This is a genomic window from Ferruginibacter profundus (genome assembly GCF_054783275.1).
The window spans coordinates 275,268-294,564 of the sequence record NZ_BAAGQW010000002.1 but is presented as its reverse complement, the minus strand read 5'-3'; the positions used below and the strand labels follow the sequence as shown (position 1 = coordinate 294,564).

The 19,297-nt window shown below is 38.4% G+C and carries 25 protein-coding genes; 20 read left to right on the top strand and 5 right to left on the bottom strand.

Annotated features, from left to right (window positions below):
- Window positions 1-6 precede the first annotated feature (6 nt).
- On the top strand, window positions 7-1,362 hold the full coding sequence (locus ACYVM0_RS11435) for a RagB/SusD family nutrient uptake outer membrane protein (protein WP_460557116.1): 1,356 nt from the start codon (window positions 7-9) through the stop codon (window positions 1,360-1,362).
- A 66-nt stretch (window positions 1,363-1,428) separates the two neighbouring features.
- Here the strand turns inward: ACYVM0_RS11435 and ACYVM0_RS11430 are convergent, their stop codons facing one another.
- From ACYVM0_RS11430 to ACYVM0_RS11410, 5 genes are all read right to left on the bottom strand, one after another.
- Window positions 1,429-1,734 carry a hypothetical protein gene (locus ACYVM0_RS11430; RefSeq protein ID WP_460557114.1) on the bottom strand — a complete coding sequence of 102 codons (306 nt, stop codon included), beginning with the start codon at window positions 1,732-1,734 and terminating at the stop codon, window positions 1,429-1,431.
- 97 nt (window positions 1,735-1,831) lie between these two features.
- A complete protein-coding gene (locus ACYVM0_RS11425; protein ID WP_460557112.1) occupies window positions 1,832-2,260 on the bottom strand; it encodes a DoxX family protein in 429 nt (142 codons plus the stop codon).
- Between the two features lie 59 nt (window positions 2,261-2,319).
- Window positions 2,320-2,643 carry a helix-turn-helix domain-containing protein gene (locus ACYVM0_RS11420; protein ID WP_460557110.1) on the bottom strand — a complete coding sequence of 108 codons (324 nt, stop codon included), beginning with the start codon at window positions 2,641-2,643 and terminating at the stop codon, window positions 2,320-2,322.
- A 39-nt stretch (window positions 2,644-2,682) separates the two neighbouring features.
- Window positions 2,683-3,066: a helix-turn-helix domain-containing protein gene (locus tag ACYVM0_RS11415; protein WP_460557108.1), complete on the bottom strand. Its 384-nt coding sequence runs from the start codon at window positions 3,064-3,066 to the stop codon at window positions 2,683-2,685.
- A 74-nt stretch (window positions 3,067-3,140) separates the two neighbouring features.
- Window positions 3,141-5,609 (bottom strand): aminotransferase class I/II-fold pyridoxal phosphate-dependent enzyme, encoded by a 2,469-nt coding sequence (locus tag ACYVM0_RS11410; protein ID WP_460557106.1) that lies wholly within the window; start codon window positions 5,607-5,609, stop codon window positions 3,141-3,143.
- A gap of 157 nt (window positions 5,610-5,766) precedes the next feature.
- Here ACYVM0_RS11410 and ACYVM0_RS11405 point away from each other — a divergent pair, with 157 nt between their 5' ends.
- The 19 genes from ACYVM0_RS11405 to ACYVM0_RS11315 all read left to right on the top strand — a co-directional run bounded on the left by ACYVM0_RS11405 (window position 5,767) and on the right by ACYVM0_RS11315 (window position 19,297).
- Complete coding sequence (locus tag ACYVM0_RS11405) at window positions 5,767-6,141, top strand: DUF7793 family protein (RefSeq protein ID WP_460557104.1); 375 nt, start codon at window positions 5,767-5,769, stop codon at window positions 6,139-6,141.
- 16 nt (window positions 6,142-6,157) lie between these two features.
- Window positions 6,158-7,303, top strand: coding sequence for a PAS domain-containing sensor histidine kinase (locus ACYVM0_RS11400; protein ID WP_460557102.1), 1,146 nt, complete (start codon window positions 6,158-6,160; stop codon window positions 7,301-7,303).
- Window positions 7,304-7,305: 2 nt separating this feature from the next.
- On the top strand, window positions 7,306-7,983 hold the full coding sequence (locus ACYVM0_RS11395) for a response regulator transcription factor (RefSeq protein WP_460557100.1): 678 nt from the start codon (window positions 7,306-7,308) through the stop codon (window positions 7,981-7,983).
- A 126-nt stretch (window positions 7,984-8,109) separates the two neighbouring features.
- Window positions 8,110-8,496: an HYC_CC_PP family protein gene (locus ACYVM0_RS11390; RefSeq protein WP_460557098.1), complete on the top strand. Its 387-nt coding sequence runs from the start codon at window positions 8,110-8,112 to the stop codon at window positions 8,494-8,496.
- 99 nt (window positions 8,497-8,595) lie between these two features.
- A complete protein-coding gene (locus ACYVM0_RS11385; protein ID WP_460557096.1) occupies window positions 8,596-9,009 on the top strand; it encodes a heavy metal-binding domain-containing protein in 414 nt (137 codons plus the stop codon).
- A gap of 295 nt (window positions 9,010-9,304) precedes the next feature.
- Window positions 9,305-9,694: an HYC_CC_PP family protein gene (locus ACYVM0_RS11380; protein ID WP_460557094.1), complete on the top strand. Its 390-nt coding sequence runs from the start codon at window positions 9,305-9,307 to the stop codon at window positions 9,692-9,694.
- A gap of 199 nt (window positions 9,695-9,893) precedes the next feature.
- Window positions 9,894-10,550 (top strand): heavy metal-binding domain-containing protein, encoded by a 657-nt coding sequence (locus ACYVM0_RS11375; protein WP_460557092.1) that lies wholly within the window; start codon window positions 9,894-9,896, stop codon window positions 10,548-10,550.
- Window positions 10,551-10,596: 46 nt separating this feature from the next.
- Window positions 10,597-11,184: a hypothetical protein gene (locus ACYVM0_RS11370; protein ID WP_460557089.1), complete on the top strand. Its 588-nt coding sequence runs from the start codon at window positions 10,597-10,599 to the stop codon at window positions 11,182-11,184.
- Between the two features lie 4 nt (window positions 11,185-11,188).
- The gene (locus ACYVM0_RS11365) at window positions 11,189-11,812 is read left to right on the top strand and encodes a helix-turn-helix domain-containing protein (RefSeq protein WP_460557087.1); all 624 of its coding nucleotides are present in this window, start codon (window positions 11,189-11,191) and stop codon (window positions 11,810-11,812) included.
- Window positions 11,813-11,989: 177 nt separating this feature from the next.
- Entirely contained in the window at window positions 11,990-12,499 is a 510-nt protein-coding gene (locus ACYVM0_RS11360) for a hypothetical protein (RefSeq protein ID WP_460557085.1), read from the top strand.
- Between the two features lie 243 nt (window positions 12,500-12,742).
- A complete protein-coding gene (locus ACYVM0_RS11355) occupies window positions 12,743-13,678 on the top strand; it encodes a 4Fe-4S dicluster domain-containing protein (protein WP_460557083.1) in 936 nt (311 codons plus the stop codon).
- 3 nt (window positions 13,679-13,681) lie between these two features.
- Window positions 13,682-14,254: a hypothetical protein gene (locus ACYVM0_RS11350; protein WP_460557081.1), complete on the top strand. Its 573-nt coding sequence runs from the start codon at window positions 13,682-13,684 to the stop codon at window positions 14,252-14,254.
- A gap of 38 nt (window positions 14,255-14,292) precedes the next feature.
- Window positions 14,293-15,672 (top strand): NrfD/PsrC family molybdoenzyme membrane anchor subunit, encoded by a 1,380-nt coding sequence (gene nrfD / locus ACYVM0_RS11345; RefSeq protein WP_460557079.1) that lies wholly within the window; start codon window positions 14,293-14,295, stop codon window positions 15,670-15,672.
- Window positions 15,662-16,216 carry a hypothetical protein gene (locus ACYVM0_RS11340; RefSeq protein WP_460557078.1) on the top strand — a complete coding sequence of 185 codons (555 nt, stop codon included), beginning with the start codon at window positions 15,662-15,664 and terminating at the stop codon, window positions 16,214-16,216. Before nrfD ends, ACYVM0_RS11340 begins: the two co-directional genes overlap by 11 nt.
- Before the next feature lie 21 nt (window positions 16,217-16,237).
- Window positions 16,238-16,660, top strand: a complete 423-nt coding sequence (locus ACYVM0_RS11335) for a c-type cytochrome (protein ID WP_460557076.1) — start codon at window positions 16,238-16,240, stop codon at window positions 16,658-16,660.
- Between the two features lie 4 nt (window positions 16,661-16,664).
- Window positions 16,665-17,828 carry a hypothetical protein gene (locus ACYVM0_RS11330; RefSeq protein WP_460557074.1) on the top strand — a complete coding sequence of 388 codons (1,164 nt, stop codon included), beginning with the start codon at window positions 16,665-16,667 and terminating at the stop codon, window positions 17,826-17,828.
- A gap of 25 nt (window positions 17,829-17,853) precedes the next feature.
- The gene (locus ACYVM0_RS11325) at window positions 17,854-18,117 is read left to right on the top strand and encodes a hypothetical protein (RefSeq protein ID WP_460557072.1); all 264 of its coding nucleotides are present in this window, start codon (window positions 17,854-17,856) and stop codon (window positions 18,115-18,117) included.
- Between the two features lie 85 nt (window positions 18,118-18,202).
- Complete coding sequence (locus ACYVM0_RS11320) at window positions 18,203-18,628, top strand: DUF6799 domain-containing protein (RefSeq protein WP_460557069.1); 426 nt, start codon at window positions 18,203-18,205, stop codon at window positions 18,626-18,628.
- A gap of 120 nt (window positions 18,629-18,748) precedes the next feature.
- Entirely contained in the window at window positions 18,749-19,297 is a 549-nt protein-coding gene (locus ACYVM0_RS11315; protein WP_460557067.1) for a hypothetical protein, read from the top strand.

Genomic DNA, 19,297 nt, shown 5'->3' with positions numbered 1-19,297 from the left:
TTTATTATGCACTTTTATAAAATAAAAATTATAGGAATGTTTTTGCTGATATCGTTGCTAATATTATCCTGCAAAAAACAACTGGAGGTAAAGCCGGATGCCAAATTGGTAACACCGCAAAAATTATCTGATCTGCAAGCCTTGCTCGACTATGATCCATACATGGTGCAGGATATGGGCATGGATGAATCCAGTGCGGATAACTATTACCTTACTGATGATGATTATGATGGTATGAATGAAACCGACCAGCGGATTTATAGCTGGCAAAAAGATAATTTATTCTCAGGCCCAAATTGTGATTGGGGCAGGGGCTACCGGAGGGTCTATTATGCTAATACGGTGCTGGATTTTCTTCCACAAATCACTCAAACGGCTGCAAATACAACTAGCTGGAATGATGTAAAAGGACAGGCATTATTTGTGCGAGGTACTTCATTTTTCAAATTGGTCAATGGCTGGTCGCCTGCATATGATGTAACAGACGAAGGTACTGGCCTAGGAATTCCATTACGGCTCACTGCGGATTTTAATGAAAAATCTGTTCGGTCCACTGTTCATCAGTGCTATGACCGAATATTGGCAGACCTTAAAGGTGCTGCTGGTTTGTTGCCTGTGCAAAATATATTGAAAACAAGGCCCTCAAAAGCTTCAGCCTGTGCTTATTTGTCAAGGGTGTTTATTGCTATGCACCAGTACGAGAATGCTTTAAAATATGCGGATTCTGCTATTTTAATATCTGGCGCCCTCATGGATTTCAATAGCCTGAATGTTGCCGATAATTTTCCCATCCCCAGGTTTAATGTAGAAACTATCTTTTATAATTTTTCTGGAGCGGCATTAATTGATCCTTACTATGTAAAGATCGATTCAGTACTGTACAATTCCTACGACAACAACGACCTGAGAAAGCAGGTATATTTTACTTCATTGCCAAATAATCGTATAGGGTTTAAAGGAAGCTACAGTAATTATGAAGGCGAGTTTTCGGGTATTGCAACAGACGAAGTATACCTGAACAGGGCAGAATGTTATGCGAGAGCCGGTAATATGACTGGTGCACTGAATGATCTGAATACCTTACTTGCCAAAAGATATAAGACGGGCACTTTTGTGCCATTGACGGCTTCAACAACGTCTGCTGTATTATCGCTGGTTCTACAGGAAAGGAGAAAGGAACTGGTAATGCGTTTTACAAGATGGATGGATATTAAAAGACTGAATAAAGAAGGCGCCTCAATAACGATCAGGCGTTTGGTACATGGGCAACAGTACAACCTTTTTCCGAATGATTTGCGTTATTCCTTACCCATTCCGGAAGATGTAATTGCGTTGTCAGGAATGCAACAGAATCCCCGTTAATTTTCAGACCACTGAACCATCCTAATAAAGGCTGCCCATGGGCAGCCTTTATACAATTAGACAGTGTCAATTTCTCAATGTGGCACTTTCACTAACAACAGTGGGGATGTCAGGAAATGCTGCAACATGTGTATCAAACTCTGCCCGGGTGCCAACCCAGTTAATAGTGCATGGTTTGTTAGCCCCTGAACAGGCCGTGCCGCTGTTCAACCAGTTGTTGGGATCCTGCATCTGTGCCAGGGTATTGTTTCCAACATAATAATAAGTGGCATCGAAGTTTTTCGGTGCCACTGTTTTTACATTAGCAGCCATGGCGCCAAAGATGGCAATACCCATCGCCAGCAGTAAAACAGGAAATTTAAAACGTTTCATAATGATAAATTTTTGTGATGAAAAAATGTTGCCCGTGCTGTCCTGGGACAGTTTTTACGGTTGATAATATTGCTTACTCTTTTGATAGGTTTTCAGCTTACTCCCTTTTTTCGGATACCCGTATTTTTATTGTAAACCATGCCAGCACCATAAAGAAAATATTGAAATACAGATGTTGCTTCCAGCTCATCGTTTTGATTACACCTCCACAACTGCAGGGTAGTTTTGTGCTGTCTGATAATAACATCAGTGCAACATAAAACGTAAATAAAGTCATCAGTATAGCAGCAGCATACAGACCATATTTTTGAGTCGGCTTGAATATGATCGTTAATCCTGTGGTTAATTCTAAAATCGGCAGTAGTATGGATAAGGGTTGAGAAAAAGCTTTTAAATAACTGATCTGGCTAAGCTGCTCCCGGAACAACTGGTATCCTATCAACTTACTGGTGCCCGTATACATAAATAATAATACCAGAAGGAAACAGCCTAATTCTCTTACCCATTTATAATTACTTATTTGCATATTGTAAAGCTCCAATACAAAAATTATTATGCTGGTCGCAATGATTATGCAAATGGGTTTTATTTTTTATCTTTAGTTTGCCGGTAGAGAGCAGGGGAGATATGATGAAAAGAAGTAAAAGCTGTTGTAAAATTGCTCGCATATTGGAAACCGGTAGCCTTTGCAATTTGCTTGATGGTCTTATTGGTATCAGTTAACAGGCTGGCTGCATATTGCATCCGTTGCCTGCGCAGATAAACAAAGACAGGATAACCGAATTGTTCCTTAAATCCTCGTTTTAATTTGGTGCACCCAATGCCCGATGCGGCGGCTATTTCGGCGATGGGAAGATGACGACTCAGGTCTTTTTCAATCAAGACTTTTGCTTTTTGCAGGCATTCCATATCATAGGTTGATAACGCCATACAAGATGGATTAAATAATCAATTGCATGTATTATTCAGATGAAATTTTCTTAATTCCCCGGGTGGCTTGCCGAAATGTTTTCGAAAGGCTGTTACAAAACCTGCCAAGGTTTCATAACCACATTCGGCCGCAATGTCTTTTTGTTTGAGAGAGGGGTTGCGTAACAACTCGTATGCTTTTTTCATTCTGCATTGCAACAGGTACTGGTAAATTGAAGTATTGAATATCTCCCTGAATCCCTTTTTCAGCAGGCATTCATTAGTGCCGGATTGTTTGGCTAATTGCTTTACAACGATATGGTTGCTGATATCTGCATTGATAATATGATAAGCTGTATACACAGGCCTGGTAAGAGCAGTGGGATGTGTTTGTACTTCTTGTATTGATTCGCTTGATTCCATACGCAAACTTGCGGATTAGTATTGTTGAATTAATCCTGTTTTAAACTGATTTTATTTTTAGTTAGCATGTTTTTCTAACTAAGTATTTTAACGGGTAATTTGGTGGTATTATCAAGTATCGAATAGGCATTCAATTCTTCTATGTTAAAGCTGTCTGTGGTATGCATATATGCATATGTTTTTATAGCTACTGCGCCCAATTTTTGTTTTTCTATTCCTGCAGAAAATCCGAGTAAGATTTTCTGTTTGCCTGTTTTTCTGGCTCTCAATACAATCTGGTAAAGTGCCTGGCGGTATATGCCAAATTCATGGTTATGGGTATAATCTATGCCTATGATCATCGGAACATAAGTGCTGGCCGATTTATAACTGAATACTACACAGCAGGGTTTCTTTTCATTGCTACTGTTTTGGTCTCGGAGTGTTAATTGTAAGGTTTCCCAGTTTTCATCTAAGGCCAGTTGCCGGAATAATTTAAAAGGCAGGGAAAAAGTATTTAACTCAAGGCTCTTTTCTTTTACACTTTGATATAAATCATACCAGTATTCTATTTCCTCCTGCCAGCTGGACACATTGATTACTTCTACTTCAAATACCTGACTGTGCCGTAACACTTTTTTGCGTAAATGATTGCGGTTATTTAGTGAGAGTGATTCATACAAATCTTGTGGAGTATTCCAGTTCAGTGATGGGATTAAAAATGAGTCTGGCATCTGTATTCTGAAAAATCCATTGTCTACCATAAGGCTATCCAGCTCTTCGTGTATACCATGAAAATCCCTGAGAACTATATGTTCAGCTTTGTAATAATCCTGTAAATTGTAAATTCTTTTAAGTACCAGTTGCATTCCTTTTTCCCATAGCGGGGATTTATAATTGATAAACAAATGTTCTCCTTCTGTAAGTAACGAACCGCTGCAAAGCACTTTACTGGTTAAATAATACGGATTGTCTTTTCTTCGGTTTTCTATTTGTGCGGAGATGCCGGCTGCAGATAACATATCATCTTTCCATAAACCGGAGGTAAGAAATGTTGCAACTACTGGATTGTTCTCGTGATCTTTTACAATTAAATAATCAAAATTCCAGTTGTCTTCCGGCAACGCATTGTTTTTAAAAACGTCTTCTAATATTTTTATGCCCTCCCAGTCAAAACTTCCTTTCCCTTCAAATAATACATCCCATTCTTTCTTTTCAATATTTTTTATACTGGCATAATGCTCCAGTTTCAATGAAGGAATTAGTGTTTTTTCTTTTTCAATGGAAGTTGTCATTAAGCTTTGTTCAGGCACAGTTAACTTAAATGCTTTATAGATATCTGTTAGTGTAATACCTTCTTCATTCATAGCTGCCGGGAGTATTACTGCAAGGCTGGCAATCATTTGTTGGATTTCTTCTTTTGTATGCAGCCTGGTAATAGTAAATCGTATGCCGGTTTGTTTCATGGGAACGGTAGGGAATACTCCAAGATTTACATAAAAACCTTTATCAAGCATTTGTTGCACTATTTTATGTCCTAATTTGGGGAGACTAACACCTATAAAGAAAATAGCTGCACCGGTCTCGGAAACCACAGGAAGTTTATATTGGTCTAACAGTAGTTTGGTATAACGGATATTCTCCTGCAATGCAGCCTGCATTTCGGTTATTTCATTACTGAGATGGATCTTTGAAACAGCGATTGCAGCGCCCAGCCCTGAAGGCTGCATGGGTCCTGAACTTAATAATGGGCCACCCACTGTACCTACTTTTCTGGCCAGTTCTGGATCTCCAAAAATCAGCGCGCCGCCACCTGATGCAAAGGCTTTATTTAATGAGGTCACCAACGCCATTTTTGGATGAATGCTATGCTTACTTAAAACAAAACCTCTTCCGTTAGGTCCATGGATACTCATGCCGTGCGCATCATCAACATAGTAGTGTAGCTCTGGGTATTGATCCATCATTTCAAAAATTCTGTCTACCGGGCTGCAATCTCCAAACATAGAATAAATGCCATCCGCCATGTACCATATTTTCTTGTATTTATGCCGCAATACTTTTATTCTTTCTTCCAGCAAGTCCATTCTGTTATGTCTTACAATCTCAACATGCACGCCTGAGGTTTTAACCAGGTTAACGGCTGTTTGAACGGAATTATGCACCTGTTGATCCATAATTACAGCATGGTCATCCTCTACCAAAACCGGGATATTGGCCATATGTCCAAGCGTAGTAGTAGGTACTATAACTACTTTGGCTTTAAATATTTCTTCCAATAGATGTTCCAGCTCCCTGTACAATCCTAAGGATATATAAGCCCTGGAAGCAGAAAACTGGGTGCCATATTCGTTAATCGCTTCGCAGGCTGCTGCTTTAACCCTTGGATCAAATTCAAGACCCAGGTAACTGCAACTGCCAAAATTGATGATAGGTTTGTTGTTGACTATGATTGCTGTACCATCAAAGCTTTTGCTGCCCGTATACAGGTGTAGAATGCCTTTATCAATACCATAAGTTACAATTTGATCAACTGTGTCGTGGAAGGAATGGTGCTTGTTCATATCGTTTCTGTTGAGGGTTAAAAATTTTTCTCAAACTTGAAAAATTTAATAACGGGGTTCCTGCGGTTTAAAACTGGTTTTGTAGTAAAAATTCTAAAATTATTTTCTACGTATAAAGACGTATTATTTTTTCAAAATATATGGGTAATTTTATACCATGGAGCTGGATACACCATATGTTCATCTCTGTATAAAAAATAAAATTTTAGTAGGCACTTATAAGAAGAACCTTCGAATTGATCTGGAAGTTGCCAAAGAGATAGTTAGTGCCCGCCAAACTTTTACAGGGACAGAAAAATTTGCCACGCTGATCATTAGTCAGGGAGTTATCAGTATAAACAGGGAGGCAAGGGAATACCTTGCTTCGCCAGAAGCAACAGTTGGATTATCTGCCTCGGCAATTGTAGTAAACACGCTGTTCTCCAGTTTTCTGGGTAATTTTTTTCTTGCCGTAAATCAAGCTACAATACCAGTGAAAATATTTGCAAACACTATTGATGCCGAAAAATGGCTACAACAGTTTATTACATAAAAGAAATGCTTATTTTATGGATAAGCGATTAAATGAGATTAATTACCGTTTGAGTGAATATTCAAAAGGACATTTTGATGGAGGGCTGGAGATGTCTGAAAAATTGGATGAGGTAGATGCCATCATGAATGGTATTAATATGCTGGGCGAAGATCTGAAGGCCATCACCATATCCCGTGATTACTTTAATAAAATTTTTCATGCGGTTTCCGATATGGTTTTAATTATAACGCCATCTGGTCAGATCCGTGACCTTAATCAGGCAGCAGAACAGCAACTGGGTTATGAAAGAGGCGCTTTGTACGGCCAATCTGTATCCATATTGATGAAAGGTAGCATGGCCTGTTTCAGGAATATTTCCAGACAGTTAAAACAAACGGATGAACCTGTTTCCAGCGATAGTATACTGTTTACTAAAAATGGGACAGCCATTCACGTTAGAATCAATGTTTCCAATTTTAAGGATGAAAATAAAAAACCGCTGGTTTTATTAACCGCAAGTGACATTACTTTCAGGGTAAAAACAGAGAACCTGATAATCCGGGCAATTATCGATACACAGGAAAAAGAGCGGCACCGCCTAGCCCAGGATTTGCATGACAGCCTTAGCCAGCAATTGTCAGCGATCAAGTTTTATGTAAGTTCCACCGCAGAAGTTACAAAGAATAAAGCGAATAAGGATATCTTGAATCAATCTAGTAAAGCCATGGGTGCAGTAATAGCAGATATGAGGAATATCTGCTTTAACCTGATGCCGGGAACATTGGCTGAATTTGGGTTGGTAAAAGCTATAAGGGAATTTTGTCATTACTCACTGTTTTGTAAAAAAATAAATTTCGTCATAAGACAAAATACTTTGTTACCCGAAATGTCTGCTGAATTAAAAATTGATTTGTACAGGGTGGTACAGGAATTTATTACCAATGCTATTAAACATGGAAAGGCCAGCAGGATTCAGATTGTGTTTACTTACAGCAGGCATCAGCTTAATTTACAACTGGCTGACAATGGCTGTGGTTTTGATCCGCTGCATGCTGGCAAAGGTATGGGCCTGCAGAATGTGCACTCCAGGGTAAAATCACACGATGGTAAATTAAAAATCAGTAGTGCGATCAGTAAGGGTACACGTTATAAAATTGCGATTCCTGTCACAAACAGATAGCTATGAAAAAAATAAATTTAAGAGAAGCTGATTTTATAAATGTATTGGTTATTGATGACCATAAAATGGTAAGGGATGGTCTCAAACTCATGCTGCAGTCATTAAATAGGTGGATGCCCTTCAAAGTTGTTGATGCTGAAACCGCCGAATCCGCTTTGGTTAAGATTAGTAAGACAAATTTTGAACTGATCATAATAGATTATCGTTTGCCTGGACTTTCGGGAGCAGAAGTGGTATACCGCATTTTGAGATTTAAACCTATGGCTAAAATACTCGTATTAAGCAGCTACGATGAACTGGCCTATATACAGAGTATGATTGATGCGGGTGCAAAAGGATATGTATTAAAAAGTATTGAACCTGCTGAAATGCTTAAAGCAATTAAAACAATACTTTCCGGTAAAGTTTATTACTGCAGCGAAGTAGCCGTAAAATTGATTGATGCTGCAGGTGACAGTACGATAAAAATTGATAAAGCAAAACAATTGTTGACACGCAGGGAAATTGAAGTGCTCCGGATGATTGCTATGGAAATGACCAATGAAGAGATTGCGAAAAAACTTTTTGTAGCCAAAAGAACGATCGATTCACACCGGCAAAACCTGATCCATAAATTGCAGGTTAAAAATACGGTAGGGCTTGTAAAAGCTGCTTATCAGTTAGACTTAATATCCGGATAAAAAATCTGTCATGAATGGATTGGATGATAATCCCTGCTTTAAAATGTTAATTATGACCAAAATCATCTAAATACCTAATCTGGGATTGTAAAAAACAGTTACTGAAATACGATCTTTGGTATTGCAATGAAAAAAATTACGCTCATATTCCTCATTACCATTTACAGCCTCTCTGTAGTAGGGCTTGGGGTACGTCAATTTTATTGTTGCGGTAAATTAAAATCTACCACTGTTTCTTTTGTACAGGAGGTAAAGGAGAAATGCAGCAGTTCTAATGCAATGAAAGATTGCTGCAAAACAAAATACCAAAGCCTTAAAGTAAAAGACAGTCATTTTGGTACTGATGGCATTACCGGATTTGTAAAACATTTTACCATCCTGCATTCAACTGTGCCTTTTTTTCAGGAGACTGAATTAATCAGCCAGCCGGTTACCATTGTATACAAAGATCATGCACCTCCCCCTAAGAATGGTGTGGCAGTTTACATTCGTAACTGCGTTTTCCTTATTTAGAATTATATTTTTTTACACCAGGCAATATATTGCCCGGCTATTGGCATTATAATATGCCCTATCAATACATTCAAATTCTTACAATTAAAAAATACTACAATGAAATCTCTTAGAATACTGATGATGGCAGTTTTTTCCATCCTGACAATTTTCGCTATGGCTCAAAACCAATCTAAAAAAGAACAAATGAAAATGGAGGTGATGAAAATTCAGACTGCCATTCCAAAATATATTACAACAGGCGACTATTCAAAAGGCGCATTCGTATCAAACCTGTCTCCAAAGGAGCAAATGAAAAGAAATGTGATGAAATTGAATAGCGTTAACAGTTATCAGGATGTTGCCGTTAATAAATCCGGTAAGTGTCCTGCATGTCTTAGCATATTAAATCTTTCACCCAAGGATCAAATGAAAATGAAAGTAATGGGTCTGTACAATTGTCCAATGAGTTCAGGTTCGGTAACCGATAAGAATGGTAAATGTGCTATATGTGGCATGGAACTATCGCAGTAAAAAATAAATAAAAAACAAGCGGTAGTTTCTAAGGTGCAGTATTATTACAAAGAAGATGTAAAAGAAAATGTAATATAAGAAATTGTGATCAGTAATACATGCCATTTTTTAAATCACTTGGTAGTGTAGATACACTTTACAAATTTAGAAAGTGTATCTACATCATCACAGATAATGAAAGGCAGTGCTGTTCAGATAAATTTTATCCTTATGACAAAGATCATAGTAGGGTGTGATAAATGTCATTTTTGATTGGAAGGGTTACCTATAGTTTTATATTGTAAAATTTTTTTTAGTGAAAAAATTATGTGTCATATTTCTACTGATTACTTACACCAGTACAGCACTGGGAGCGGCCATTAATTTTCACTATTGCGGTGGTCATTTGGCTCATGTTTCTATTTTAAATTTCGGTGGTAAAACTGGTTGTTCCTGTAAACCTGAAGCTATGCCAAAGGGCTGCTGCAAGGACAAACTACTTTACAGCAAGGTTGACAATCACAAAACACAAACGGCATTATATGCCATCAATATTATTTCATTTACACCTTATCTGCCTACCGTAACTAACCTCTGCAACTTTAATTTACGGGCAAACAATTCTGACCCTGATAGTTTTTATAAATACGTCAGGCGAAGTTTTCCGGAACCTATTTACCTGCGCATAAGGGTATTTCGAATTTAATACCATCCCCTCTGCATATTCTCTCTGAATATCTCTATTGTCCATTTCTTGTTTGAGTACAGAAATTGAGAGTACAAATAAAACTGTAAATACAATACAACCTTTTTTAACGGTTTCTTGCCAGCATCCAGGCTCCTATGGAGTTGAGATGTACTAATTAAAAACAATGTTTTATTTCCTAACAATTAAATTAAAAAAAATGAAATCGTTTAAAATGCTGATGATGGCAACTTTAACCATCCTGACAACTACTGTTTTTGCCCAGGCAGACACACTAAGTAAATCCAAAGCCGCCACGGCAAAACCAGAAAAAGAAGAATATACTTGCCCTATGCATCCCGAAGTAAGGATGGATAAATTTGGCAAATGCCCCAAGTGTGACAGGGATTTGGTAAAGTCTACAAAGGAACAAATGAAAATGGATGTAATGAAGATATACATGTGTCCGGCGCACCCTGGTGAAAAAAGTGATAAACCCGGTAAGTGCCCGATATGTGGAAGCAAACTAAACATGACCCCAAAGGAAAAAATGAAAATGCAGGAAATGGGGATGTACACATGCCCGATGCATTCTGATGTAGTCAGTGACAAGTCGGGTAAATGCCCTAAATGCGGAATGGAATTGAAAGAGGCAGATAAAACTGTTCAAGCTTATTCATGTCCTAATCATCCTGATGTAACAAGCGATAAGCCTGGCAAGTGTTCGAAATGCGGGACATCATTAGCGCTTTCTCCCAAAGAAAAGATGAAGATGGACGTAATGAAAATATATGCCTGCCCAATGCACGCTGATGTAACGAGTGACAAGCCGGGCAAATGCCCCAAGTGTGGTATGGATATGAAAGAGAAGAATTAATACCAATTTTTGAAAATATTGATCCTGGATTAATAAATTAAATAAGATGAAAAAGACATATTATTTATTGATGCTGGCATGTTGCCTGGTTCTTTTATCCCTGGATTCATTTGCCCAGAAAGACAGCAGCGGCATTTATAAAACGGCGGAAGATTTCCAACAACGAAAATTGTCTTATGCCATTAACTGTAAAACAGAAAAGCATAAGATTAACCCCAACGTTCTTTTTAAAGGTGCTGAAGTTAAAATAAAACACATGGGCACTACTTACACATTTAAGAAAAGTGAGGTTTTTGGTTACAGGGCATGCAATGGAAAGGAGTACAGGTTTGTTGATAACACAGAATACAGCATATTAAATCCCGGTGAAACATTCATTCTCTATTTTTATCAACATTCAGCACACTCACCAAAAAGTGCCAGTCAGTTTCCTCCAATGTATTTTTTTAGTGAAGACGCTACTTCCGCTTTGCAGAATTTAACGCTGGCAAATGTTAAAGCAACCTTTCCTGAAAACCACAGGTTTCATGATGCGCTGGATGCAAACTTTAAGGAAGATAAGGATCTGTACACTTATGACAGTTTTCATAAAATGTATAAGTTAAACTGGTTATTGAAAAATTATAAAAACTAAAACGATGAATACAACTCATTTGCATATCAGAAATATGTGCTGCGAAAGATGTGTTGAAGTAATAATGAAGCTGTTAAAGGCCACAAAATATAAAGTTATTTCAATTAAGCTGGGCGAGCTGGTATTGAAGGGTAAAATAAGCAGCCAGGACAAATATAATATTGAACAGCGGCTTAAAGACAAAGGCTTCTCCCTCACAGAAACTTATAATGAAAAGCTGGTTTCACAGGTAAAAACACTTCTGCTTAAATACAGGGAAGAACTCTCTTTGAATGATAAGCCCGGCAAGCTATCCGCATTTATATCCGGAGGTATGCAAATGAGTTTTTCACACCTCAGCAGAATCTTTTCACAGTTGGAAAGCATTACTATTGAAAAATATTTGTTGCTGCTTCGTATGGAAAGGGCAAAAGAGCTGCTTATTCAAACAGAGTTTTCCGCGACGGAGATTAGCGATAGATTGGGATACAGCAGCCCTCAGTCTTTCATCACACAGTTCAAAAAAGAAACAGGTAAAACACCGGGTGATTACAGGATAAATCCTGAACCGGCTAGAAACCATTTGGATAAGCTGTCGCATCAATATATCAAACAACAAAAGCATTTGAGCGAACAGTCATTACAATAAATCCGGTTTAGTTTTGTGTCCCGCAAATCGGAGATAAGTGGTTGGTGATATTTAACCATAAGATGAATTTCTGTATGATAAATATCATAAACGGGTAGGTTAAAGATCATTGTATCAGTTAAAATGTAACAGTAGATTTAGATGGTTAAATAATATTAAAATCAATTTATAACTAAAATGAAACCCCCTAGAGCTATACAATACAAGGCGTTCTTTCTGCTGGTTACCTTTTCAATGAATACGGTAATTGGTTTCGCCTGCTCTATGGGAGTTGATATGGGATTTAATGCTCACCATCATCATTCGCATGAAGCTGGTAAACACCACGAGCATTCTGATGCAGACCATCACGAGGAACATGATGGTGAAAATAGTCATAGTCATCAGCATGAGGCTATAGAGCCATTGCATTTGGACACTGGTAATAATACAGCATTCTTTACGTCTCAAGATGAAGGGAATTGCTGTAAAGACTATGTAGTTGGTTTTAACTCAGTCGATAAACAGCTTGCAAAGCAAAACAGTACACAACTAAAAATAACATACCTCTCCCCATTCATTGCTACATTCTGCTTTACCGAATCTACTAATGAAAAGGGCTATTTGCAGCATCTTCGAATCCCACCCAGGGAAATAGATTACTCTCCACCAGACATACGTGTCTTCATACAATCCTTTCTGATTTGATACCGCTTCAATTGTGTAAGCTGATCAGGATAATGGTTAATGCCTGACAAGTTGCATCCAAACAACTTGGCACTGTTAACATTCATACAACATGGATTATGAACCCGGTTGATTGACTGACTGTGCCGGTAAACTGCAATCTTGTTAAGTGGCAATCTATCCAGCCTGTCACTTATAACAATTGAAAATGCCCCTGCATTGTTTTTTTTGAACAGATATTTTTCAAATTATAAAACAACACCTATGGCATGCGGTAACAACTGTACATGTAACAAGGATAACTCCAATAGCCAGGATAATTCCCGGAGAGATTTTCTTGTAAAAGGATTGATGGGTGGTATTGGTGCTGCCTTTCTTTCCGGCTGCTCTATTAATGATAAAACCAAGCCGGCAAGCGGTGAAAAAATAAATGTATTAACACATGATGGCAAACTGGTAACTGTAGATAAATCCCATGTCGCCGACTTTAGACCCCATATTTCAGAAGAGGAGGTTCGTAAAGGTATCCCCGGCAAAAAATTTGTAATGGTCATTGACCTGGCCAAATGTGATGGCTGCGGCAAGTGTACCAAGGCCTGCAATAAAATGCACTACCTGCCCCAAAATAAGGAATGGATTGAAGTAGTGGAAATGCAGGATTCGGCGGAAATCGCCCCTTATTATTTCCCTAAGCCATGTTATCATTGCGATAACCCGCCCTGCACCAAAGTTTGCCCTGTAGATGCTACGTTTAAAAGAGAAGATGGTATAGTGGCAATTGATAATGAACGCTGCATTGGTTGCCGCTTTTGTATGGCCGCCTGCCCGTATTCCGTTCGCCTTTTCAACTGGTCAGAACCTGTTAAGCCCGATTTTCTTGAAGAAACACCTGCCGCAGAAAATGTTTTTCAAAGTAAAAAAGGTTGTGTAGAAAAATGTGATTTCTGCCCTCATATGGCAAGAGAGGGAAAACTGCCTGCCTGTGTTACAGGCTGCCCCATGAATGCCATTTGGTTTGGTGATGCCAACGAGGATGCTGTTACACGGTATGATGGAACAACTACAAAACTTTCTCAATTGCTGGAGGATGGAGGAGCTTATCGTTTCATGGAAGAATTAGGTACTGAGCCAAGGGTTTATTACCTGCCACCAACTAACCGTACCTATAATGCTAAAGAAATCAAAATAGAAAAAAAGTGATTTATGAAAAAGCTGATTGTTTTAATAATACTGCTTCCTGTTTTCTCTTCTGTTGTTAAAGCCCAACGGGACAGCAGCGGTATTTATAAAACTGCGGATGATTTTGCGGCGAACAAATTATCCTTTGCCATCAATTGCCAAACAGAAAAGCATAAAATATATCTGAACGATTTCTTTAACAAGGCATACATCACAGTAAAACATAAAGATAGCACATACAAGGTATTTAGAAAGGATATTTACGGTTATCATTTTTGTAACGGAGAAACATTCCGTATTGCTAACCGATACGATATACAGGTATTAAACCAGGATGAGTATATCATTATTTACCGGAGAAATATTACTCATCCGCCCACTGGTAAAACTAACGTTACAAACTATTACTTCAGTAAAGGGCCTTATTCAACTGTCCAGCAATTAACATTCAAAAATCTTAAAAAGACTTTTTCTGAGAATCAAAAATTTTACCGGCAACTGGACAGCATGTTTAAATACAATACAGAATTAGCCGCTTATGATACTCAACATAAAATGTATGTAATAAACCGGATTTATAAACAGAGTCAGGAATAATTGATAAATCGATTATTCAACAATTAAAAATGACAATTATGGAAAAGTTGAATCCTGAAATAAGAAATCAAATTGAAAACGAATTGCTGGGAACAGTAGGCAGGCGATACAGGCAGGAAATATTTTGGGTAATATTTTTGGGACTGATATGTGTGGGAGGTACTGTAGCCTGGGTTATACAACTGCGGAAGGGATTAGGCGTTACAGCCATGAGGGATTATGTTTCCTGGGGCTTGTATATTTCATTACTGTTCTTTTTTGTAGGAGTGAGTTTAATTGGCGCATTGGTATCCTGTGTGCTTCGTATGTCAGGCGCTAAATGGCGTTATCCACTTATACGCATTGCAGAAGCAGTTACACTATCTGCCATCTTCTTTGCAGGGTTTATGCCCGTATTGGATATGGGCCGCCCTGAGCGTTTATACTTTCTTATAACACATGGCCGTATTCAATCTCCCATACTATGGGATGTTGTAGCCATCGCCACTTACTTTATAGGAAGTGTAATTTATTTCTACCTGCCCCTGATACCTGATTTAGCAATCATGCGGGATAAGCTAACAGATGCACCCAAATGGAGAAAAAAAATGTGGCGGTGGATGGCAGTGGGCTGGGAAGATAATTTACTGCAACGGCGGCTCTTGAAAAAAGCTATGCTCATTTTATGCATCGTGATTTTACCTGTAGCTATTTCGGTACACACTATTAGCGCCTGGTTAATTGCATTTACGTTACGACCAGGCTGGAACTCAACTATCATGGGACCCTATTTTGTATTCGGCGCTTTGATGGCTGGTACGGCCATTATGATTCTCATTATCGCCAAGCTCCGTCATGGATACAGACTGGAGCATTACCTCACAGCCAAACATTTCAATAACCTGGCAAAAATATTACTGGCATTAACCGTCTTTTATCTCTACCTCAATATTAATAAATACGGTGTACCTGCTTTTAAAATGGCAAAGGAAGAAAAAGCAGTGTTAGAGGATTTGTTCTATGGTAAAAATTCTTTTCTGTTCTGGTTTACCCAAGTTGTTGGTCTGATAATTCCGGTTATCATGTTGTCATTTAAAAAAATCAGACGGTCTATCAAGTGGGTTGTAGTGGCATCGGTAATGGTATTGCTTGGCGCTTTAATCAACCGTTATCTAATTGTTGTTCCTAATATGCTGCACCCCTTTGTGCCTATTCAACATGCGCAACCTGGCTATGCCACATATTACCCCACTTTAATTGAATGGACAATTACTGCTTCCTCGTTAGCTGGATTTGTATTGCTGATTATTCTTCTTTTCAAACCCTTTCCGGTTATTACTATGTGGGAAGTAATTGAAGAAGTAGAGAAACGTGGCGAAGAAGAAATTGGGGTTGAAAATATTGTAAACTTTCAAAATATTCCCGGTCATGCAAGCTAATAAACAATATATCATCATCTTATTGTCATTCCTGCTGACAATGACCGTAGCTGCGCAGGATGAAAAAATAAATGGAAACATTTCGCTGCAGATGGGCTTAAACGACAGTATGCATGTTATAACAGCTACGGTTACCAATATTGCTAGTCAATTGCCTGTTAAAGACATTGAGCTGACTTTTTACATTCAACGGACTTTTGGATTAATGAAAGTAGCTGAAGGGACAACCGATAGCACCGGTATTATTTCTGCCGAATTCCCTTTAGATATTCAGGGAAGTGATTCATCAGGAAAAATGACCTTATTGGCCAAAGTGTACGATAGCGATGTGATGAATGATACTGCATTCAAGGTTGTTCTTAAATCTAAACTTTCTTTCCCGGTCGACAAACCCATACCACCTTCCATTGCCGGGTCTCATGCGCCCTGGTGGCTCGTTATCATATTTACAGCAGTGGTAGGCGCAGTATGGTTATTATTTGTGTATATCGTGTATTTGGTGTACAGAATTAAAAAAGCTTCAATAATGAAAATCAATTCTTAATAATTAAAAAAAATAAAAATCATGAAAACATTAATTAAAAACATTTCAGAAAAAAAACTATTCGCTGTTTCCTTACTGTTGCTGATGACAGTAATGGGAAGTGCATTCGTGTATCAGCAAAAAGAATGGAAAGCTCCTGCAACTGCTGATGCAAAGAAAAATCCTCTTACTGCTGATGCAGCAACTTTAGCGGCTGGCAAAAAGATATATGTTAGTGAATGTCTATCCTGCCACGGGAAAAAAGGTAAGGGTGATGGCGCTTCAGCAAAAGACCTGGATATACCTGCCGGAGACTTTACTAAAGCAACTACACAAGGCCAAAGCGATGGTGCCCTTTATTGGAAAGTTTCAGAAGGTAGAAAACCAATGCCATCCTTTAAAAAGAAATTAAATGAAACACAGATATGGCAATCCATCGTGTATATGAGAACATTAAAACAATAATTATATGAAAAAGAAAATCATCATTCCGATAGTTAGCCTGCTATTATTTTCGATAGCAGCCTTTAGTCAGCAATATAACCAGGAATCTATAGACAGCTTGATACAAAGTAAAGTACAGAGCCAGGTGGCACGCAACAGTAAGTTTCTTATTTCGGGCTATACAAACATTACTGCACAGTTCTCAAAAGAGCAATCATCCTTTTCCAACGTAAGCCTTGTGCCAATTTTATTGTGGAAGCCACACCAAAATATCCTGGTAGAGGCAGAATTGGAAACAGCATTAGAAGGCCGTGAAACCAGCATTGAATTGGGCTATGCCGATGTATCATTTTTTGTAAATAAATACCTTACCATCCGTACCGGCAAATTCATTTCACCATTTGGTATTTTCCAGGACAGGTTACACCCGTCATGGATAAATAAGTTACCGACATTTCCTGTTGGCACCGGAGAAGATGAACTGGGTGTAGGTCCTACATCTGAAGTAGGTGTTGACTTTCGTGGTGGTGTACCTCTTGGTTCCTCAAAAATGAATTACAGCGTGTTTTTGGCTAACGGCGCACAATTAATTACAGACCCTGCCGATCCTTCAAAGCAGGGAACGCTTACTTATGGCAATGCGGAAGCCATCAGCAAAAAGCTTACAGTAGGTGGCAGGTTGGGTTTATTGCCCTTATCAAATTCATCACTGGAACTGGGTGTCTCCTACCGGAACGGAAATGTAGGTGATGCAAATTCAGATTACAAAAATGTAAATGCTCAGATCTACGCCCTTGATCTGTCTTATGTAAAGCAACTTGATTTTATAAAAGGCTTGTTTGATGTAAAAGCACAGTGGAACAAAGTAAATATTGACCAGGCGCAATACATTGATCCTGCTGATCCAACTGGTAATACTAAATACACATTTGACAATAAAAGAAGTTCCTTTTTTACCCAGGGGGCTTACAGGCCCAGTATGTCGCAAAGCAAATTTCTCAAGAAAACGGAACTCGTATTTCGTTATGCGGGATTCAATCCCCCGGATGGAGCAAAGGATCTGGAAAAAATAAAGCAATACACATACGGTATTAATTACTGGTTTAACTGGAGAACAGCACTCAAAGCGGCATACCAATCACAAAAAGATAATAACGTGTTCTTTTTACAGGTAGCTGTTGGTTTCTAATTCATTATTCTAAAAACAAAATTATATGAAACGGAATACAATTATAATATGCGTCGCTACTTTACTTGGGATAACTGCTATAGTAGAAAGCTGTGTATCCACCAAAGTAACCGATAAAAGTGGTACAACCTTGTGGAGTGAAAACTGTCAGCGTTGTCATAACACACCTCCCAGTTCAGCATTTACCAATACACAATGGGAAGTGATTAATACCCACATGCGCCAACGGGCTATGCTTACTGAAGTTGAGTACAAAAAAATAACTGAATTTATGCAGGCAGGTGAATAAAGTAAAGTACAGTACATAAAAAGAAAACAGGTTTTCGAATGTATAAGCCGAAATGGATGACGGTAAATAGAAAATAAATAAAACTATGCAAAAGACACTTTTAATAGCAATGGTACTGACAATGTTAACAGGCACTATCATAGCACAAACCGGGCAGGTTGAACAGAAAATGCAGCAGAACGTGATTGAAGACAGGGGTTATTTATTAATGGAAAATGGTAAGGTGCTGCTTATTATGGATGAGACGGGAATGGGAATTAAGATGGAGAATGATATGACCTTGAAAAACGGAACTATTATTAAACCGGATGGTTCCTGCCAATTGCAGGGTGGCACACAGTTGCAACTGAAAAATGGACAGGTGATGGATGCGAATGGTGCTGCATATAAGTCTGAGCGGAAGTTCCTGAAAAAAACGCATAGGAAGAAGGTTGAAAAACCGAAAGCTCAAAATATGCATTCAAACGGACATCAGCAACATGATAATGGAAGCAGCAGTCATCATCATTGATGATGAATTCATCAGGCAAATGCGGTGCAGTTATATCGCCGTATTTGCAGCTTGGAAAGGTGTAGTTCAAAAATAGATTAAATAGGGAAAATATTTTATAGAACTCAGGATTTAAATTAAATGAACAAGCAATCAATGCGTACAGGTTTAATGATGATATGGCTATTAAGTATGGGGATTACCTCAGCCGCACAATTGTACAGCACACAGTCCGGTAAAATAGTAGTAAGCGGAAAGTACAATGGTGCTACAGTTACTGCAGCAAGCAATCATCTGCACATGCAGGTAGATTATGACAAAGCAGAGATGTATGTGCGGCTGGTGATTCCTACTATCATCACGAATAATGATTCACTAAACATGCTGTTGCAGATGCAGGCAGGAAGTGAAGCTCATTTTACAGGTAAAATGAATATCAATTATATGCCGACAAAATCACATCCAAAACAGAAGTTCGCTGTAAACGGTATCCTGATGATTAATGGCATATCAAAGGCTTTCAGTTTTGCTGCCGTGCTGGAACATTTTCCGAGGGGAAGTGTAAGCTGCAATCTCAGCGCTGAATTTATAATTAACATGAATGAGTTTAGCGTCAGCGCTCAGCCTGGCGAAAATAAAATAGTCGTTCGGTTTACTCAACTGATCTTGAAAAAACCGGGGGAACAATAA

Excerpts from the sequence above, each read along its gene's own strand:
- ACYVM0_RS11435 (WP_460557116.1), top strand. The coding sequence starts at position 7 with ATGCACTTTTATAAAATAAAAATTATAGGAATGTTTTTGCTGATATCG.
- ACYVM0_RS11430 (WP_460557114.1), bottom strand. The coding sequence starts at position 1,734 with ATGAAACGTTTTAAATTTCCTGTTTTACTGCTGGCGATGGGTATTGCC.
- ACYVM0_RS11425 (WP_460557112.1), bottom strand. The coding sequence starts at position 2,260 with ATGCAAATAAGTAATTATAAATGGGTAAGAGAATTAGGCTGTTTCCTT.
- ACYVM0_RS11420 (WP_460557110.1), bottom strand. The coding sequence starts at position 2,643 with ATGGAATGCCTGCAAAAAGCAAAAGTCTTGATTGAAAAAGACCTGAGT.
- ACYVM0_RS11415 (WP_460557108.1), bottom strand. The coding sequence starts at position 3,066 with ATGGAATCAAGCGAATCAATACAAGAAGTACAAACACATCCCACTGCT.
- ACYVM0_RS11410 (WP_460557106.1), bottom strand. The coding sequence starts at position 5,609 with ATGAACAAGCACCATTCCTTCCACGACACAGTTGATCAAATTGTAACT.
- ACYVM0_RS11405 (WP_460557104.1), top strand. The coding sequence starts at position 5,767 with ATGGAGCTGGATACACCATATGTTCATCTCTGTATAAAAAATAAAATT.
- ACYVM0_RS11400 (WP_460557102.1), top strand. The coding sequence starts at position 6,158 with ATGGATAAGCGATTAAATGAGATTAATTACCGTTTGAGTGAATATTCA.
- ACYVM0_RS11395 (WP_460557100.1), top strand. The coding sequence starts at position 7,306 with ATGAAAAAAATAAATTTAAGAGAAGCTGATTTTATAAATGTATTGGTT.
- ACYVM0_RS11390 (WP_460557098.1), top strand. The coding sequence starts at position 8,110 with ATGAAAAAAATTACGCTCATATTCCTCATTACCATTTACAGCCTCTCT.
- ACYVM0_RS11385 (WP_460557096.1), top strand. The coding sequence starts at position 8,596 with ATGAAATCTCTTAGAATACTGATGATGGCAGTTTTTTCCATCCTGACA.
- ACYVM0_RS11375 (WP_460557092.1), top strand. The coding sequence starts at position 9,894 with ATGAAATCGTTTAAAATGCTGATGATGGCAACTTTAACCATCCTGACA.
- ACYVM0_RS11370 (WP_460557089.1), top strand. The coding sequence starts at position 10,597 with ATGAAAAAGACATATTATTTATTGATGCTGGCATGTTGCCTGGTTCTT.
- ACYVM0_RS11365 (WP_460557087.1), top strand. The coding sequence starts at position 11,189 with ATGAATACAACTCATTTGCATATCAGAAATATGTGCTGCGAAAGATGT.
- ACYVM0_RS11360 (WP_460557085.1), top strand. The coding sequence starts at position 11,990 with ATGAAACCCCCTAGAGCTATACAATACAAGGCGTTCTTTCTGCTGGTT.
- ACYVM0_RS11355 (WP_460557083.1), top strand. The coding sequence starts at position 12,743 with ATGGCATGCGGTAACAACTGTACATGTAACAAGGATAACTCCAATAGC.
- ACYVM0_RS11350 (WP_460557081.1), top strand. The coding sequence starts at position 13,682 with ATGAAAAAGCTGATTGTTTTAATAATACTGCTTCCTGTTTTCTCTTCT.
- nrfD (WP_460557079.1), top strand. The coding sequence starts at position 14,293 with ATGGAAAAGTTGAATCCTGAAATAAGAAATCAAATTGAAAACGAATTG.
- ACYVM0_RS11340 (WP_460557078.1), top strand. The coding sequence starts at position 15,662 with ATGCAAGCTAATAAACAATATATCATCATCTTATTGTCATTCCTGCTG.
- ACYVM0_RS11335 (WP_460557076.1), top strand. The coding sequence starts at position 16,238 with ATGAAAACATTAATTAAAAACATTTCAGAAAAAAAACTATTCGCTGTT.
- ACYVM0_RS11330 (WP_460557074.1), top strand. The coding sequence starts at position 16,665 with ATGAAAAAGAAAATCATCATTCCGATAGTTAGCCTGCTATTATTTTCG.
- ACYVM0_RS11325 (WP_460557072.1), top strand. The coding sequence starts at position 17,854 with ATGAAACGGAATACAATTATAATATGCGTCGCTACTTTACTTGGGATA.
- ACYVM0_RS11320 (WP_460557069.1), top strand. The coding sequence starts at position 18,203 with ATGCAAAAGACACTTTTAATAGCAATGGTACTGACAATGTTAACAGGC.
- ACYVM0_RS11315 (WP_460557067.1), top strand. The coding sequence starts at position 18,749 with ATGAACAAGCAATCAATGCGTACAGGTTTAATGATGATATGGCTATTA.